The 16,126-nt window shown below is 70.8% G+C and carries 15 protein-coding genes; 7 read left to right on the top strand and 8 right to left on the bottom strand.

Annotated elements, in window-relative coordinates; genetic code table 11:
- Positions 1 to 51 precede the first annotated feature (51 nt).
- Genes ehuC through KLK06_RS37095 form a run of 4 tightly spaced genes read left to right on the top strand, consistent with a single transcriptional unit; the run spans position 52 to position 5,141 of the window.
- Entirely contained in the window at positions 52 to 753 is a 702-nt protein-coding gene (ehuC, locus tag KLK06_RS37110) for an ectoine/hydroxyectoine ABC transporter permease subunit EhuC (protein ID WP_214640309.1), read from the top strand.
- On the top strand, positions 750 to 1,406 hold the full coding sequence (gene ehuD / locus KLK06_RS37105; RefSeq protein ID WP_214640308.1) for an ectoine/hydroxyectoine ABC transporter permease subunit EhuD: 657 nt from the start codon (positions 750 to 752) through the stop codon (positions 1,404 to 1,406). Before ehuC ends, ehuD begins: the two co-directional genes overlap by 4 nt.
- Positions 1,390 to 2,214, top strand: a complete 825-nt coding sequence (gene ehuA, locus KLK06_RS37100) for an ectoine/hydroxyectoine ABC transporter ATP-binding protein EhuA (RefSeq protein WP_284735232.1) — start codon at positions 1,390 to 1,392, stop codon at positions 2,212 to 2,214. Before ehuD ends, ehuA begins: the two co-directional genes overlap by 17 nt.
- Positions 2,211 to 5,141 (top strand): FAD-binding and (Fe-S)-binding domain-containing protein, encoded by a 2,931-nt coding sequence (locus KLK06_RS37095; protein ID WP_214640307.1) that lies wholly within the window; start codon positions 2,211 to 2,213, stop codon positions 5,139 to 5,141. Before ehuA ends, KLK06_RS37095 begins: the two co-directional genes overlap by 4 nt.
- A 22-nt stretch (positions 5,142 to 5,163) precedes the next feature.
- Here KLK06_RS37095 and KLK06_RS37090 read toward each other — a convergent pair whose 3' ends face one another.
- From KLK06_RS37090 to KLK06_RS37075, 4 genes are read right to left on the bottom strand one after another with little or no spacing between them, the layout of a single operon-like run.
- Positions 5,164 to 6,366 (bottom strand): M20 family metallopeptidase, encoded by a 1,203-nt coding sequence (locus tag KLK06_RS37090; RefSeq protein WP_214640306.1) that lies wholly within the window; start codon positions 6,364 to 6,366, stop codon positions 5,164 to 5,166.
- On the bottom strand, positions 6,359 to 7,579 hold the full coding sequence (locus KLK06_RS37085) for a PLP-dependent aminotransferase family protein (protein ID WP_250906631.1): 1,221 nt from the start codon (positions 7,577 to 7,579) through the stop codon (positions 6,359 to 6,361). Before KLK06_RS37085 ends, KLK06_RS37090 begins: the two co-directional genes overlap by 8 nt.
- A 5-nt stretch (positions 7,580 to 7,584) precedes the next feature.
- Positions 7,585 to 8,778 carry a M24 family metallopeptidase gene (locus tag KLK06_RS62605; RefSeq protein ID WP_214640304.1) on the bottom strand — a complete coding sequence of 398 codons (1,194 nt, stop codon included), beginning with the start codon at positions 8,776 to 8,778 and terminating at the stop codon, positions 7,585 to 7,587.
- A 24-nt stretch (positions 8,779 to 8,802) separates the two neighbouring features.
- Positions 8,803 to 9,546, bottom strand: coding sequence for an Asp/Glu racemase (locus KLK06_RS37075; RefSeq protein WP_214640303.1), 744 nt, complete (start codon positions 9,544 to 9,546; stop codon positions 8,803 to 8,805).
- 147 nt (positions 9,547 to 9,693) lie between these two features.
- Between KLK06_RS37075 and KLK06_RS37070 the strand changes: the two genes are divergently transcribed.
- Genes KLK06_RS37070 through KLK06_RS37060 form a run of 3 tightly spaced genes read left to right on the top strand, consistent with a single transcriptional unit; the run spans position 9,694 to position 12,687 of the window.
- Entirely contained in the window at positions 9,694 to 10,746 is a 1,053-nt protein-coding gene (locus KLK06_RS37070) for a D-2-hydroxyacid dehydrogenase (RefSeq protein WP_214640302.1), read from the top strand.
- Positions 10,747 to 10,755: 9 nt separating this feature from the next.
- Positions 10,756 to 12,162, top strand: a complete 1,407-nt coding sequence (locus KLK06_RS37065) for an amidase (protein WP_214640301.1) — start codon at positions 10,756 to 10,758, stop codon at positions 12,160 to 12,162.
- 18 nt (positions 12,163 to 12,180) lie between these two features.
- A complete protein-coding gene (locus KLK06_RS37060) occupies positions 12,181 to 12,687 on the top strand; it encodes a DUF3830 family protein (RefSeq protein WP_250906608.1) in 507 nt (168 codons plus the stop codon).
- Positions 12,688 to 12,700: 13 nt separating this feature from the next.
- Here the strand turns inward: KLK06_RS37060 and KLK06_RS37055 are convergent, their stop codons facing one another.
- From KLK06_RS37055 to KLK06_RS37040, 4 genes are all read right to left on the bottom strand, one after another.
- A complete protein-coding gene (locus KLK06_RS37055; RefSeq protein ID WP_214640300.1) occupies positions 12,701 to 13,504 on the bottom strand; it encodes an ABC transporter permease in 804 nt (267 codons plus the stop codon).
- Positions 13,501 to 14,469 carry an ATP-binding cassette domain-containing protein gene (locus KLK06_RS37050; RefSeq protein WP_214640299.1) on the bottom strand — a complete coding sequence of 323 codons (969 nt, stop codon included), beginning with the start codon at positions 14,467 to 14,469 and terminating at the stop codon, positions 13,501 to 13,503. The genes KLK06_RS37055 and KLK06_RS37050 overlap by 4 nt, the downstream gene beginning before the upstream one ends.
- Before the next feature lie 31 nt (positions 14,470 to 14,500).
- A complete protein-coding gene (locus KLK06_RS37045) occupies positions 14,501 to 15,403 on the bottom strand; it encodes a DUF4097 family beta strand repeat-containing protein (protein ID WP_214640298.1) in 903 nt (300 codons plus the stop codon).
- A 132-nt stretch (positions 15,404 to 15,535) separates the two neighbouring features.
- On the bottom strand, positions 15,536 to 16,045 hold the full coding sequence (locus tag KLK06_RS37040) for a hypothetical protein (protein WP_214640297.1): 510 nt from the start codon (positions 16,043 to 16,045) through the stop codon (positions 15,536 to 15,538).
- Positions 16,046 to 16,126: the final 81 nt, after the last annotated feature.

Raw genomic sequence — 16,126 nt, 5'->3', positions numbered from 1 at the left:
CCCGAGTGGGCCACCCCAGCCTCACCCCACGGCCCAGGAGATCGACGACCCATGTCTGATGTGATCACCTACGCGCCGCTGCTGCTGCAGGGGCTGCTCATCACGGTGCTCGTCACCGTTCTCGGCGCCATCCTCACGGTGGTGACGGCGTTCACGGCGGGTCTCGCCCGCCTCTCGCAGCACTGGTGGCTGCGGTGGCCGGCCGGCGTCTTCGTCGAGGTCTTCCGCGGCACCTCCCTGCTGGTCCAGATGTTCTGGTTCTTCTTCGCGCTGCCCTTCTTCGGCTTCCAGCTCGCCCCGCTCACCGCGGCGGTGCTGGCGCTGGGGTTCAACGAGGGGGCCTACGGGGCCGAGATCGTGCGTGGCACGATCAGCTCACGCGCCGCCGGCCAGAGCGAGGCGTGCGTGGCCCTCGGCATGGGCCGGGCGCTGCGGATGCGGCGGGTGCTGATACCCCAGTCCATCCCGGCCATGTTGCCGCCCTTCTGCAACGTGATGGTGGATCTGCTGAAGAACACCTCTCTGGTCTCGCTCGTCACGGTCGCGGATCTCACCTTCCGCGGGCAGATGGTCCGCAGCACCACGGGGCAGACGACGGCGGTGTTCCTCACCATCCTCGTGCTCTACTTCGTGCTCTCGTCACTGATCTCGCTGCTGATGAAGTGGCTGGAGCGGCGGTTCGCCCTGGACCGCCGGCCCAAGTCACGCCGGGATCAGCCGGGTCCGCTCGTGAAGGCAGGGATGCCCGTATGATCTGGGACTCTGAATTCGCCCTGTCGATCCTGCCGGATCTGCTTCAGGGGCTGTGGGTGACCGTCCAGATCACCCTCGCCGGCACGGTCATCGCGATGATCCTCGGCCTGGTGGTCGCGGTCATCCGGTTCTCGCGCCTGCCGGTCGTGTCACAGCTGTTCAACTTCTACGTCCAGTTCGTCCGGGGAACGCCGCTGCTGATCCAGGCGTACTGCGCGTTCTTCATCCTGCCCAACTACGGCCTGAGCTTCAGTCCGATGGCCACCGGCATCGTCGTGATCGGCATCAACTACAGCGCCTACACGGCCGAGGTCTACCGCTCCGGAATCCACGACGTGCCGCCCGGGCAGTGGGAGGCGGCGAAGGCGCTCAACCTGCCCATCGGGGCCACCTGGACCCGGATCATCCTGCCTCAGGCCGTCCGGTCGGTGATCCCCCTCCTGGGCAACTACCTCATCCAGATGTTCAAGGACTCGGCCGTGCTGTCCGCCATCACCGTGTTCGAACTGCTGGCCCACGCTCAGGCGATCGGATCGAACAACTTCCGGTACCTCGAGCCGCTGACCATCGCGGGTCTGCTCTTCCTCCTGGTCAGCTACCCGGCCTCTCAGATGGTCCGGAGATTGGAGCGTCGACTTGCCCCCGCACATTGACACCGAATCGGCCCCCGTACCCGAATCGACGCCCGCGGCGGCCCGCGAGGTGATGATCTCCTTCGACGACGTCAGCAAGCGGTGGGGCGACAATGAGGTGCTCCGATCGCTGAACTTCGACGTCAAGTCGGGCGAGAAGGTGTCCATCATCGGGCCGTCCGGATCGGGCAAGACCACGATCCTGCGGATCCTGATGACCCTGGAGACGCCCGACACGGGTCTCGTGACGGTCAACGGCGAGACCCTGTGGGACGTCAAGCCCGGCTCGCGGCCCAAGGAGACCAAGCAGATGCGGGCGACCCGCCGCCACGTCGGCATGGTGTTCCAGCAGTTCAATCTCTTCCCGCACATGACCGCCCTGGAGAACGTCCTCGAGGCGCCCACCCGGGTGCTCAAGCTGGACAAGGAAGAGGCCCGTCAGCGCTCGGTCGAACTGCTGGAGATGGTGGGCCTGTCCAAGCACCTCGACCACAAGCCGCCGAAGCTGTCCGGCGGGCAGCAGCAGCGGGTGGCCATCGCCCGCGCGCTGGCCATGCGGCCCAAGGTGCTGCTCTTCGACGAGCCCACGTCGGCACTCGACCCGGAGCTGATCGGCGAGGTGCTCAACGTCATCCGGGAGCTGGCCGTGAGCACCGACATGACGATGCTCATGGTGACCCACGAGATGCGCTTCGCCGAGGAGATCTCGGATCGCGTCGTGATGTTCGACCACGGTTCCGTGGTCGAACAGGGCCCGCCCGGAGAGATCTTCAAGGCGCCGAAGGAAGATCGCACCAAGAGCTTCCTGCACGCCGTCCTGAGCCATTGACCCGCCACTCGACGGCTTTCGACGTCGAGTCGCTGGCCACGCGGCTGACGTCCGTCCTGCGGGGGACGGCCCGCCACGACCCCGGGACCAAGGCCCTCTACAGCACCGACGCCTCCAACTACCGACTGGTGCCCGACCTGGTCGTCGTGCCCGCCGACGTGGACGACCTCGTGGCCGCCGTGTGCATCGCGGCCGAGGTGGGCGCGCCCGTGGTGGTCCGCGGCGGCGGTACGTCGATGGCCGGTAACGCCATCGGCGGCGTGGTCGTCGACGTCTCCCGTCACGTCAACCGGATCCTCGACCTCGACCCCGTGAGCCGCACCGCCGTGGTCGAGCCGGGTGTCGTGCTCACCGACCTGACCGCGGCGGCGGGCCGTCACGGCCTCACCTTCGGCGCCGATCCCTCCTCGGCCAGCCGGGCGACCCTCGGCGGGATGATCGCCAACAACGCCTGTGGCGCCCACTCGGTGGCCTGGGGGACCACCGCGGACAACCTCATGGGCCTTGAGGCGCTGCTCGCGGACGGCTCCCGGCTGGACCTCACGGTGCCGGCCGCCGATGCCGACACCGGGCGACGGATGGCCGAGCTGGCCGCACGGCCGGGCCGCGAAGGCGAACTCCACCGGGCGATGCAGGCGCTGGCCCAGCGGAACGCCCTCGCGATCGGCCGGCGTTTCTCCGGTCTCAAACGCCGCATCTCCGGGTACGCGCTGGACCGGCTGCTGCCCGAGCACGGCTACGACGTCGCCCGCTTCCTCTGTGGCACCGAGGGCACCCTGGCGACCACCCTGCGGGCGACCATCGGCCTGGTGCCGCTGCCCGCCGCCAAGGCCCTGCTGGTGCTGGGCTTCCCCGACTCCTTCAGCGCCGCCGAGTGCGTGCCCCACGTGCTGCCCCACCAGCCGCTGACCATGGAATCGATCAACGACGAGCTGGTGCGGCGCCTGCCCGACCAGGTCAGGAACGACGCGATCGCGGCGGGCCTGCCGGAGGGCAGCGCCTGGCTGCTCATCGAGGTCGCGGGCGACGACGCCGAGCACGCGGCCCGCGCGGGGCGCGCGATCGTCGCCGACCTCGGCCATGCGGGCATCCCCGTGACGTCGGCCCTGGTCACCGATCCGCGCGCGCAGGCCGTGCTGTGGCGGTGCCGGCGCGACGGCACCGGCCTGGCCACCCGCCGGGCCGACGGCGCGGAGGCCTGGGCCGGCTGGGAGGACGCCGCGGTCCCGCCGGACCGGCTCGGGACGTACCTGCGCGAGCTCGACGAGCTGATGGCGGCCCATGGCCTGTCGGGCGCCTCGTACGGGCACTTCGGCGAGGGCTGCATGCACATGCGCATCGACTTCGACCTGATGAGCCGGGCCGGTCTGACCACCTTCCGCTCGTTCGTCGAGCAGGCCACCGACCTCGTCGTCCGCCTGGGCGGCTCGGTCTCCGGCGAACACGGCGACGGACGAGCGCGTTCGGAACTGCTGACCCGCATGTACGGCACCGACATCATGGGCCTGTTCCGCGAGGTCAAGCAGCTCTGGGACCCCTCCGAGGTGCTGAATCCGAACATCATCGCCGACCCTGAGCCGATCGACGCGAACATCCGGCACGCCGGAGCGGCCGACCCCAAGCGCCTGCTCACGGTCTTCGCCTACCCGCAGGACGCCGGCAGCTTCGCCCAGGCGCAGCGCCGCTGCGTCGGGGTGGGCAAGTGCCGGGAGTCTTCGGGCGGCGTGATGTGCCCCAGCTACCAGGTCACCCGCGAAGAGCAGCACTCCACGCGGGGCCGGGCCCACCTGCTGTGGGAGATGCTCCGGGGTGACGTCATCACCGACGGGTGGCGCTCCACCGAGGTGCGCGACGCCCTCGACCTGTGCCTGTCGTGCAAGGGATGCCTGTCCGACTGTCCGGTCAACGTCGACATGGCCACCTACAAGGCCGAGTTCCAGTACCACCACTACCGGCATCGGCTCCGCCCGCCGTCGCACTACTCGATGGGCTGGCTGCCGCTGTGGTCACGCCTGGCGGCGCGCATGCCGAGAGTGGTCAACCGGATGACGTCGTCGGGTCTCGCGGGCCTGCTCAAGCGGATCGGCGGGATCGCGCCCGAGCGGGCCATCCCACGCTTCGCCGACCAGCCGTTGACGGCGTGGTTCCGCCGGCGCGGCCGACCGGCCGGCACCGGCGCGCGCGGCAAGGTCGTGCTGTGGCCCGACTCCTTCACCACCTACCTCTCCCCCGAGGTCGGCCGGGCCGCGGTCCGGGTGCTCGAGGCGGCGGGCTTCGAGGTGGTGCTGCCGCGCGGCCAGGTGTGCTGCGGGCTGACCTGGATCTCGACCGGGCAGCTCGGTGTCGCCAAGCGGGTGCTGCGCCACTCCCTGGGCCTGCTCGACGGCTACCTGCGGGCGGGCGTCCCCGTCGTCGGGCTGGAACCGAGTTGCACCGCCGTGTTCCGGCACGAGGCGGTGGATCTGCTGCCCGGTGACGAGCGGGCCGAGCGCGCCAAGCAGCTCACCCACACGCTCGCCGAGCTGCTGGCCGCGTACGCCCCGGACTGGCGGCCGCCCGACGTGGGCGGGAAGGCGCTGGTGCAGCGGCACTGCCACCAGCATTCGGTCATGGGCTTCGAGGCGGACTCCGCGCTGCTGCGGGCGGCGGGCATCGACGCCGATGCCCCGGATTCCGGCTGTTGTGGTCTCGCCGGTAATTTCGGGTTCGAGCGGGGCCATTACGAAGTGTCGCGGGCGGCCGGTGAGCGGGTGCTGCTGCCCGCCGTACGCGCGGCGGACCCTGCGACGGCGATCGTCGCGGACGGCTTCAGCTGCCGTACGCAGATCGGGCAGGGCACCGACCGGACCGCGCTGCACCTGGCACAGGTGCTCGCAGCGGCCCTGGACGCCGCTGACGACCTCGAAGGCGGCACTGAACGCCGCTGACGACCGCGCAAGCGGCCCCGATTCAGCCGGTGAGCAGCCTCATCGCGCACAGCGCGTAGGCGCGGGCCGCGACCACGAGTTCCTCGAGGCTGACCGACTCGTCGGCCCGGTGCGCCTGCTCGGCGACCGAGCCGGGGCCGAGCACGATCACCGGAACCCCGGCGTCACGGGCGATGAATCCGCCGTCGCACGCGGCGGTCCATCCCGCCAGCGGCAGATCGGGCCCGCCGGCGTCGCCCACCGCCCGCTTGGCCGTCGCGACCAGCCGATGGTCCGGCGCCGTCTCGAACCCGGGCATCTGCATCGTCATGGTGACCGCGACGCCCAGCCCACGCTCCTCCAGACGCAGGGCCTCGATCCGGCCGGTCGTCTCGGCCAGCACGGTCTCCCCCTTCTCATCGGGCAGCAGGCGCCGATCTGCGGTGATCAGGCACTCGGCCGGAACGGTGGACGTCCCGGTGCCGCCGGCGATCTGACCGACGCTCCACGTGGCGGCCCCGACCAGCGGGTGCCGTACATCCGACAGCTCACCGTGCCAGCGTTCGAGCTCGGTCACCACCGCGGCGGCGCCGTAGATGGCGTTGAGCCCGTCGGAGGGCTTGCCGGAGTGAGCGGCCCGCCCGGTGACCGCGATCTCGACGTACGAGTCACCGCGCGCAGCGATGATCGTCTGCAGGTCGGTGGGTTCCGCCACGACGCACCCGGCGAAGCCGGAACGGTCACCGTCGGCGAGGTAGGCCCGGATGCCCTTGCCGGTCTCCTCCTCGTCGACCACGGCGGCCAGCTCGACCGGACCGGTGAGGGCGACACCGGCCCGGCGCAGCGCGGACAGCGCCACCACGCACGCGGCGAGACCGCCCTTCATGTCCGCCGAGCCGCGCCCGAACAGCCGGCCGTCGCGGACCTGGCCGCCGAAGGGCGGCACGGTCCAGTTGTCGCCCACGGGCACCACGTCGGTGTGCCCGAGCAGCAGCAACCCGGGCCCGGAGCCCCCGGTGAGGACCGCCGACACGTTGGACCGGCCGGGCTCCACCTCGGTGGTCGTCACCGCCAGACCGCGCGCCTCGCAGGCGGCGACGAGCACGTCCACGGTCGGGCCCTCCTCGCCGGGCGGGTTCTGCCCCACCGCCCGGACCAGGTCCACCGCGACCTCGCGGATCTCGTCGAGCGTGATCAGGTCGAGGACCGCGTGTTCGGCCTCGGTGATCGCTTCGCGGTCAGCCATGCCGAGCCCCCGTCGTCACCAGGTCGATCGCGCGACGCAGTCGGCGTACACCCTCGAAGGTGCGCTCCGGAGTGGTCGACGCGAAGCACAGCCGCAGGGCGTTGCGGAATCGGCCGCTCGGCGAGAATGCCGAGCCGGGGATGAAGGCGACCCCTTCGGCCAGCCCCACCTCGAACAGCTCCTGCGCGTCGACCTCCTCCGGCAGCGTCACCCACAGGAAGAATCCGCCGTCCGGGCTGGTCCATCTCGCGATGTCGCCGAGGTGCTCGGTGAGCGCCCGCTGCATCCCGATCTTGCGGCGCAGGTACTCCACGCGCAGGCCGCTCAGGTGCTCGGTGAGATGGCCGTCCTCGAGGAACCGGGCCACCAGGAGCTGCGCGGGCAGGTTGGCGCAGGTGTCCATGGCCTGCTTGGCGTTGATCAGCAACTGGCCGAGTTCGGGGGCCGCGTCGACCCAGCCCACCCGCAGACCCGGCGCCAGCACCTTGGAGAAGGTACGCACCGAGAACACGTCCGCCCGCCCCTCACCCAGTTCGCGCAGGCTCGGCAGGTCCTCGCCGGCGAAGCGCAACCAGCCGTACGGGTCGTCGTCGATGACGATCGCCCCCCATCCGCGGGCCAGCTCGAGGAGCGCGAGCCGCCGCGCGAGCGACATGGTGGTGCCGGAGGGGTTCTGGAAGTTCGGGATCGTGTAGATCGCCTTCGGCAGGCGGCCGGCCCGCTCGACGAGCGCCGGCAGAGCCTCGACGATCAGCCCGTCGTCGTCGACGGGCGCTTCGAGCACCTCGCCGCCGTACGACATGACGGTGGCGCTGCCGTTGGTGTAGGTCGGCGACTCGACGACGACCAGGTCGCCGGGGTCGACGAAGAGCTTGCAGGCGAGGTCGATGCCCTGCATGCCGCCGCTGGTGATGGTCAGCCGGTCGGGGGTCGTCGCCTCGCCGGTGCCTGACAGCATGTCGAGCACCGCCGCCCGCAGCCGGGGGTCGCCCTCGGTCGCGGCGTAGTCGTAGGCGTGCGCCGAGCCGAGTTCGGCGGCGCTGATCGCGGCCAGGACCTGCGTGGGGACCACCTCGGCGGCGGGGCTGCCCATCGCGAAGCGGACGATGTCGTGCGACTGCTTCTGCAGCAGCGACGTGCTCGAGTCGATGACCGACCCGACCAGTCCTGCCGCCCGTGCCGCGAGCGGCACCTGCCGGGCGGTCTGCGTCATCGTGTTCACCGTCCGATCGTGAGGTTCTGGGTGAGGTCGGTCAGCCGCTCGACCCCGTCGGTGGTCAGCGCGACGGGTTCGGACAGCTCGTATCCCCAGTCGTCCATCCACATGCCGAGGATGACGTGGAAGCACATGCCGGCCTCGAGCACGGTGTGCTCGTCGGGCCGCAGGCTGATGGTGCGCTCACCCCAGTCCGGCGGGTATCCCAGGCCGATGGAGTAGCCGATCCGGGATTCCTTGGTCAAGCCGTGCGCGCTGATGACGGCGTTCCACGCGGCGTGGATCTCGTGAGCGGTCCGTCCGGGGCGCAGCGTGGCCAGGACCTCGGCCATGCCGTCGCGCACGATCGCCGCGGTGTCGGCGAGCAGGCGGGGCGGCTCGCCGAGCATGATGGTGCGGGCCAGCGGCGCGTGGTAGCGCCGGTACACGCCCGCCAGCTCGATCGTCGTGGCCTCACCGACGCGGAACTTCTCCTCGGTCCAGGTCAGATGCGGTGTGCCGGCTCCTTCGCCGGTGGGCAGCATCGGCACGAGCGCCGGGTAGTCGCCGCCGTGCTCAGCCGTGCCGCGCGCCTGTGCGGCGGCGATCTCGGCGACGACGTCACATTGGCGTCGCCCCGGGGCCACGGCCGCCAGCGCCACCTCCATGACCTGCTGCGCGATCGACCCGGCGATCCGCATCTGGGCGAGTTCGTGGTCGGACTTGACCACGCGTACCCAGTTGACGAGTTCCTGGCTGTCTTCGAGCCGGACGTGCGGAAGACCCGCCCGCAGCGCGAGGTAGCCGCGGGCGGTGAAGAACGCGGAGTCTCCCTCGATTCCTACGCACCCGTCCGGCCCGGTCTCGATCAGGCCGCGTTCGCGGACGCGTTCGGCGATCCAGTCGTACGGGTGCACCTTCGGACGGTGGACCAGTTCCTCCGGGTAGCCTTCGATCTGCTCCGGCGGCAGCCAGGCGGTGAACCCGGCTCCGGCGGCGTCCATCGCACGGGCGAACAGCACCGGCTGACCGTCGGCCGGCACCACCAGACACTGCGGCGTATAGAAGGACCAGGCGTTATAGCCGGTGAGGTAGTACATATTGGCCGGATCGGTCACCAGCAGGGCGGCGAACGAGCGCTCCGCCATGCCCTCCTGTACACGGGCGAGCCGTCGCGCGTACTCGGCGGCATCCGGGCCGAGGGAAGACTGCTGCACTACATGAACCTCGCATTCTCTCTATCAGTGGTCGCCGAGGAGACGCTGCCCCGGCCCTGTCGCCCGGCGGCCGATGGCCCGCAGCGCCGCCCACATGGTCGCCTGGTTCGCGCTGATCACCGGCTTGCCGAGCCGCGCCTCCAGCGGGGCGATGACGTCGTAGGTCGGCAGGTTGGTGCACGAGATCACGATCGCGTCGGCCTCGGCGTGGTCGGCCTGAGCGACGAGTTCGGCGGTGCGCGCGTACGGGACCTTCCAGATGTCGGTGCTCAGCCCCAGGTGGGAGCTGCCGACGACGTCCACGTCGGCCTCCCGCAGGAACAGCCGGAGCCGCTCGGTCACGTCCGGGTCGTACGGGGTGGCGATCGCCACACGCCCGGCGGCCAACTGGCGCAGGGCCGCCAGCAGGGCACCGGACGTCGTGACCGCCGCGGGGGCGCCGGCCGCGCACATCGCCTCGACCAGTTGCCGCTCTCCCCGTACGCCTCGCACGAAGCTACCCGACGTACAGCCGTAGGCGTAGACCGCGGGCGAGACCGTGATCAGGTCCCGGGTGCAACGGCTGACGGCCTCGGCATCACCGACATGCTCCGCCATCTCCACCGTCACCGGCAGCGGCGAAAACGGGGTACGGGTGAAGAACAGCGCCACGTCCTCGGGCGTCCAGCGCCACAGCTCCCGATCCAGCGCCATGTCGTACGGGACGATCACGCCGACGCCGGTCTGGACCTCCGGTCCGGGCGGTGCGGTGCTCGTGTTCGTGGTCATGGACGGTCTCCTGCGATCGTGGGGGCCGACCCCGTGCGAGTGTGGAGCCGTGTCGCCATCATGCAGGATCGATGCATTGTTGACAATCATACGTAGCTCTCCTACGTTGGGCCGCGGCCCAGGTGGCGAGTGAACGGGGAGGCGCCCATGGCAGGATCCGACGGCAAGCCGATCATCGCCGTGCTCTGCGCGGCCGGGGGCCCGCTCCCCCCGCACATGCGGCCGGTCGAGGAGCGTGCGACGGTCCGTTACTGCGACGCCGACGGCTTGGCCGCCGCTGTGGCGGACGCGGACGCCCTCTTCCTGTGGGACTTCTTCTCCAGCGCCGTACGCCAGATCTGGGATCTCGCCGGGGCACTGCGGTGGATCCACGTGGCCGCGGCCGGCGTGGACAAGCTCCTCTTCGAGGAGCTCATCGAATCCGACGTCATCGTCACCAACGCACGTGGCGTCTTCGACCGGCCCATCGCCGAGTTCGTGCTGGGCTCGGTGCTCGCCTTCGCCAAGGACCTCCACCGCAGCCACGATCTGCAGCTCGCCCGTACGTGGAAGCACCGGGAGACCCTGCCGGTGGCCGGCACCACGGCGTTGATCGTGGGCACCGGCGCCATCGGGCGCGAGATCGCCCGGCTGCTGCGCGCCGTCGGCATGGACGTACGTGGGGCCGGGCGCACCGCGCGGGCCGCCGACCCCGACTTCGGCACCGTCGTCGCCAGCGACGAGTTGGCCGCGCACGTCGGCTGGGCCGACCACGTCATCATGGTCGCGCCCCTGACCGAGGCGACCCGGGGGCTCATCGACGCCACCGTGCTGGCCGCGATGAAACCCACCGCCCACCTGATCAACGTCGGGCGCGGCCCCTGCGTCGTCGAGGACGACCTGGTCGCGGCCCTGGCAGGCGGGCAGATCGCGGGGGCGTCCTTGGACGTGTTCGCGACCGAGCCGCTGCCGGGGGACCATCCGCTGTGGAGCGCGCCCGGCGTGGTCGTGTCCGCGCACATGTCCGGCGACACCGTCGGCTGGCTCGACACGCTGGCCCGGCAGTTCACCGACAACGCCGTCCGCTGGCTCGACGGCGAGGATCTCGTCAACGTCGTCGACAAGCGACTCGGGTTCGTGCCCGCCCACGCGCAACCGAGCCACGCGCAGCCGAGCCGGCCGGAGCCGAGCCGCCCGCAGTCGAGTCCCGCAGACGAGTAGGGAGCCCTGATGACCGACCTGACCCGGCTGACCGCCACCGAGCTGATCGCCGGCTACCGCAACCGCAGCGTGTCCCCGGTGGAGGCCACCCGCGCCGCGCTCGCCGCGATCGAGGCCGCCAACGACGAAGTGAACGCCTTCGTCATGGTCGACGCCGAGGCCGCGCTGGCCGGCGCGGAGGAGTCCGAGGCCCGCTGGCGCGACGGCACCACCCGCGGCCCCGGCGACGGCGTACCCACCTCGATCAAGGACATCCTCTACACCCGCGGCTGGCCGACCCTGCGCGGCACCAACCTCATCGACGAGCAGGGACCGTGGCCCGAGGACGCCCCGGCCGTGGCCCGGCTGCGCGAGACCGGAGCCGTGCTGCTGGGCAAGACCACCACGCCCGAGTTCGGGTGGAAGGGCGTCACCGACTCCCCGCGACACGGCGCCACCGGAAATCCGTGGAACGCCGAGCTGACCGCCGGCGGATCGAGCGGCGGCAGCGCGGCAGCGGTCGCGCTGGGCATGGGGGCCTGGTCGGTCGGCACCGACGGCGGCGGATCGGTACGCATCCCCGCCGCCTTCACCGGGACAGTCACCATCAAACCGACGTACGGCCTCATCCCGATGTGGCCCGCCAGCCCGTTCGGCACCCTGTCACACGGCGGGCCCATGACCCGCAGCGTCACCGACGCCGCCCTGATGCTCGACATACTCACCGGTTTCGACGCACGTGACTGGTCGGCGCTGCCCACCCCGGCGACCTCGTTCCGCGACGGACTCGGCGACGGCATCCGCGGCCTGCGCGTCGCGTTCTCCCCCACGCTCGGGTACGTGCGCAACGACCCCGAGGTCGAGGCCGCCGTCCGTACCGCCGCGGCGGTGCTGGCCGAGGCGGGGGCCGACGTCGAGGAGATCGATCCCGGCTTCGCCGACCCCGTCGAGGCCTTCCACGTCCTGTGGTTCACGGGCGCGGCCAAGGTCGTCGAGGCCTATGGCCCCGACGCCCTGGAGCGGGTCGACCCCGGGCTGCGCCGCGGCATCATGCGCGCCCTGGCCGCCGGCGCCGCGGACTATCTGGACGCCACGGCGGTCCGGATGGACCTCGGGGTACGGATGGGGCGCTTCCACCAGACGTACGACCTGCTGCTGACGCCGACCCTGCCGATCACCGCGTTCCCCAAGGGAATGGACGCCCCGAAGGGCTGGCACTCCGAGGACTGGACCAGCTGGACTCCCTACACGTACCCGTTCAACATGACCCAGCAGCCCGCCGCGAGCGTGCCCTGCGGATTCACCTCCGCCGGGCTGCCCGTCGGCCTGCAGATCGTCGGCCCCCGGCACGCTGACGCGCTCGTGCTGCGGGCCGCCCACGCCTATGAGGCGGCCACCGACTGGACCTCCGCGCGGCCGCCGCTCGCTCGACCCTAACCATTGAGGAGAATCCCCATGGCTCGCTACATCACGGTCACGCTGGAATCGCGCGGTGTTTCCTGCACCGCCCGGCTGCTCGATGACGAGGCGCCGCGCACCGCGGCCGCCGTCTGGGACGCGCTTCCGCTGTCCGGTCAGGTTTTCCACGGCAAGTACGCCCGTAACGAGATCTACAACTTGGTGCCGGCGTTCGCGGCGGTCGAGCCCGGGAAGGAGAACACCACGGTCACTCCCATTCCCGGCGATCTCTGCTATTTCGCGTTCGACGCCAACGATCTCGCCACTCCCTCGCACGGCTACGAGAGCGACGACGGTCCCAAGAACCTGTCCCACATCATCGACCTGGCGCTGTTCTACGGGCGCAACAACCTGCTGCTCAACGGCGACCAGGGCTGGGTGCCGGGCAACGTCTTCGGCGCCGTCGTCGAGGGACTCGAGGAGATGGCCGCCGCCTGCCAGGACATCTGGATGGCCGGCGCCCGGGGCGAGACGCTGACGTACGCGCGCTCCCACGAGGACTGACGACGGCCGAGCGTCACTGGCTGACCGCTCGCTTGTACAGCCGCGTGGCCAGCGGGACGAACACCACCAGGATCAGCACCGACCAGCCCACCGACACCGGCACCGCGTGCTGGAGCGGCCACGCGTCGGGCACCGGCCTGAGGGGAGTGGTGTTGCCGAACAGCTCGCGCGCTGCCTGGACGAACGTCGAGACCGGGTTCCATTCGGCGACGGGCTTGAGCGGGCCGGGCAGCCGCGCGCTGTCGACGAAGGCGTTGGACAGGAAGACCAGCGGGAACGACACGAGGGTGGCGATGTTGTTGAACACCTCGGGCGTGCGCAGGGCCAGCGCGACCGTCGCCGTCACCCAGGAGAACGCGTACGCGAAGAACAGCAGCAGCAGGAACCCCCCGGCCGCCTCGAGCGGCGACGAGTGGACGCGCCAGCCGACCAGCAGCCCCACCAGCGCCATCGTGACGATGCTGGTGATGTTCATGAGCATGTCGCAGAGCGTCTGCCCGACCAGCACCGCCGACGGCGCCATCGGCAGCGTGCGGAACCGGTCGAAGATGCCCTTCTGCAGGTCCTGGGTGAGGGTGTAGCCGGTGATCTGCGCGCTGGTGACGATCGCCTGGACGAAGATCCCCGGGAGCAGGTACTCCTGGTAGGAGATGCCAGGCAGGTCGATCATGCTGCCGAACACGTACGCGAACAGCAGCACGAACACGATCGGGAGGATGATCACGCCGCCGAGCAGGTCGGGGGCTCGCCTGATCTTGAGCGCGTTGCGCTTGCTGATCGTCATGCCGTCGGCGACGGCCAGCTGAAAGGCGTTCATCGGACCGTCTCCTTGGTGTCGTCGGTGGCGGCCTGGTGGCCGGTGAGGCTCAGGAAGACCTCGTCCAGGGTCGGCCGCCGCAGCCCGGCGTCGCGTACGGCGACGCCTTCGGCGGCCAGGTGGCCCAGGGCGGTGGTGAGCGAGGCGGCGCCGCCCGCCACCGGGATGGTGACGCGCAGGGCGGTGGGGTCGATCCAGACGTCGGCGACGGCCAGCGGCGCCAGGACCCGGCGGACGGTCTCCAGATCGGCGGGGCTGGTCACCGAGAGTTCGATCCGGTCGCCGCCGACCTGGTCCTTGAGCTCGTCGGCGGTGCCGAGCGCGATCACCCGTCCGTGGTCGACCACCGCGATCCGGTCGGCGAGCCGGTCGGCCTCCTCCAGATATTGAGTGGTGAGCAGGACCGTCGTGCCGCCGGCGACCAGCTCGGCGATGACCTCCCACAGGCTCACCCTGGCGCGGGGGTCCAGGCCGGTCGTGGGCTCGTCCAGGAACAGCACCGGCGGGTCGGCCACCAGCGCTCCGGCCAGGTCGAGCCTGCGCCGCATGCCGCCGGAGTAGCCCTGGACCGGCCGGTCGCCCGCCTCCGTCAGGTCGAAGCGTTCCAGCAGCTCTCTGGCGCGCTGTTTGCTGCGTTTTGTGCCCAGGTGGTAGAGACGGCCGACCATCTCCAGGTTCTCGGCGCCGGTGAGGTGCTCGTCCACCGCCGCGTACTGCCCGGACGCCCCGATGTGGGAGCGCAGCCGTTGCGCGTCGGCCACGACGTCCAGTCCGGCGACCGTGGCGTGTCCGGCGTCCGGCTTGAGCAGCGTGGTCAGGATCCGTACTGTCGTCGTCTTGCCGGCGCCGTTCGGGCCGAGTAACCCGAACACCGTTCCCTCCGGGACCGACAGATCGATCCCGTCCAGGGCGACCACGTCGCCGTATCTCTTGACCAGGCCTTCGGCCACGATCGCTGGGGGCATGAGATCTTCTCCTTCTGCTGTTGTGTTGGTGTCAGGAGCGGTGGATCACGATGTCGCCGTAGGCGGTGTGAGCACGCACCTCGACGGTCTCGTCGGACTGGCCGGGGCCGGCGCAGTCGTCCAGGGAGACGTCCACGCTGCCGTACTGCGAGCTCACGTCCAGCCAAGCGGCGGTGCCCTCCCGGATGCCGAGTTCGAGCCGGCCGCCGGCGGTCTCCAGGACGACCGCGCCGGACACCACCTCGCCGACTCGGACATTGCCGTACGCGGTCTTGGCGGCGACTCCGGCCAGGGCGTGGTCGACGGTGATGTCGCCGTACGCGGTCTTCAGCCGCAGCTCGCCGGTCACCGAGCCGAGGGTGAGGTTGCCGTTGGAGGTCCTGACCACCGCCGTGCCGTCGATCTCGCCGATCCGGATGTCACCGTTGGAACTGGTGATGTCGGCGTGCCCGACCGACCGGCTCACCGAGATGTCGCCGGACCCCGTCTTCAGTTGCAGCCTGCCGGCCTCCTCGAGCCGGATGTCGCCGTAGGAAGCGCTGAACTTCACCTCGCCGAGACGGCCCTTGCAGCGGAAGTCCGCCGCCGCGTTCGCTTCGACGCGGGAGCCGGCCGGCAGGTCGATGGTCAGGTCGACCGAGCCGCCCCAGCCGAGCAGCGAACGAGCCCAGACTCTGGGCGCCTCGACCAGCTTGTCGATCGAGCCCCACCCGGACAGCGGAGCGGGCCGATCCTTGTCCGCCCGCACGAGCAGCCGGCCGCCGGCATACTCGACCTGGACCTGCTCGGCGGCGTGCCGATCGGTCTCGCTGAACTCGTCGCTGGGGCGTACGTCGACGACGGTGTCGGTGCGATCGCTCGCGTTGATCCGGACTTTGGCGGCTGCGAGATCGATCATGACGGAGATGGGCTCGGGGGTGGCGAACGTTGGCATGACGGTCCCCTCATGGGTTCGGCGGGCGTCCCGATTGTCTTTGGGTGCGGCGAGCGTCCTGGCTGCCGGAAGGCGCGGCCTTGGGTGCGACGAGCGGCCTGGGGCTGCCGGAACGCACGGTCTTGGGCCCGGTTAGCGGACCCAGCCGCTGTGGCTCCGCAGGGTCCGGGGGCCCGCGCGTCGGCCTCCGCCGTCGGGTTCGAGCGCTGCGGAGACGGCGCGGACGAGCCAGGTGTTGACCGAGAGCCCGTCTCGGGCGGCCGCGTCCTCGATGCGCGGCTTGAGCTGCTCGGGGACGCGGAGCGAGATCCGCGACGTCCCGCCCTCGTCGACATCCGGCGGCCTGGCACCCCTCTCGGCTGCCCCGGCGTGCCCAGGCTCGCCGAACGGCTGACCGACCGGTGGCGGCATCACGACGAAGCCGGGATCGGGTCCACGCAGGCGTACCTCGACCGAACCCGGCGCGAGGTCGCGGGTGATCTCGTCCGCGGCGGCGGAGAGCGCCTCCAGCAGGGCGAGCCGGGTGGCCGGCTCGAGCGTCAGGGCGAGACGCTCGGCGAGCGCGCGAGCGTCCTCGCCGCCTGCCTCGGCGGCGATCGTGAGTTCACGGCGAAGCTGGTCGACATACGGCGCGAGGTCCATGACGCAACTATGACGTCATAATGGCGTCATTGCAAGTCCAAGTTGCCCCAAGCTGACGTCACGTAGGCATCACGGCCAGGG

It is taken from the genome of Nonomuraea sp. NEAU-A123, from assembly GCF_018603905.1.
In the GTDB taxonomy this organism is placed as follows: domain Bacteria; phylum Actinomycetota; class Actinomycetes; order Streptosporangiales; family Streptosporangiaceae; genus Nonomuraea.
The sequence above is the reverse complement of the archived record's forward strand: the minus strand, read 5'-3'. Positions and strand labels throughout refer to the sequence as shown.

Bases quoted from the DNA above. Each gene is read 5' to 3' on its own strand.
- KLK06_RS37075 (WP_214640303.1), bottom strand. From the start codon at position 9,546: ATGACCACGAACACGAGCACCGCACCGCCCGGACCGGAGGTCCAGACC.
- KLK06_RS37070 (WP_214640302.1), top strand. From the start codon at position 9,694: ATGGCAGGATCCGACGGCAAGCCGATCATCGCCGTGCTCTGCGCGGCC.
- KLK06_RS37050 (WP_214640299.1), bottom strand. From the start codon at position 14,469: ATGCCCCCAGCGATCGTGGCCGAAGGCCTGGTCAAGAGATACGGCGAC.
- KLK06_RS37090 (WP_214640306.1), bottom strand. From the start codon at position 6,366: ATGGCTGACCGCGAAGCGATCACCGAGGCCGAACACGCGGTCCTCGAC.
- ehuC (WP_214640309.1), top strand. From the start codon at position 52: ATGTCTGATGTGATCACCTACGCGCCGCTGCTGCTGCAGGGGCTGCTC.
- KLK06_RS37055 (WP_214640300.1), bottom strand. From the start codon at position 13,504: ATGAACGCCTTTCAGCTGGCCGTCGCCGACGGCATGACGATCAGCAAG.
- KLK06_RS37060 (WP_250906608.1), top strand. From the start codon at position 12,181: ATGGCTCGCTACATCACGGTCACGCTGGAATCGCGCGGTGTTTCCTGC.
- ehuD (WP_214640308.1), top strand. From the start codon at position 750: ATGATCTGGGACTCTGAATTCGCCCTGTCGATCCTGCCGGATCTGCTT.
- KLK06_RS37065 (WP_214640301.1), top strand. From the start codon at position 10,756: ATGACCGACCTGACCCGGCTGACCGCCACCGAGCTGATCGCCGGCTAC.
- KLK06_RS37040 (WP_214640297.1), bottom strand. From the start codon at position 16,045: ATGGACCTCGCGCCGTATGTCGACCAGCTTCGCCGTGAACTCACGATC.
- KLK06_RS37045 (WP_214640298.1), bottom strand. From the start codon at position 15,403: ATGCCAACGTTCGCCACCCCCGAGCCCATCTCCGTCATGATCGATCTC.
- KLK06_RS37085 (WP_250906631.1), bottom strand. From the start codon at position 7,579: ATGACGCAGACCGCCCGGCAGGTGCCGCTCGCGGCACGGGCGGCAGGA.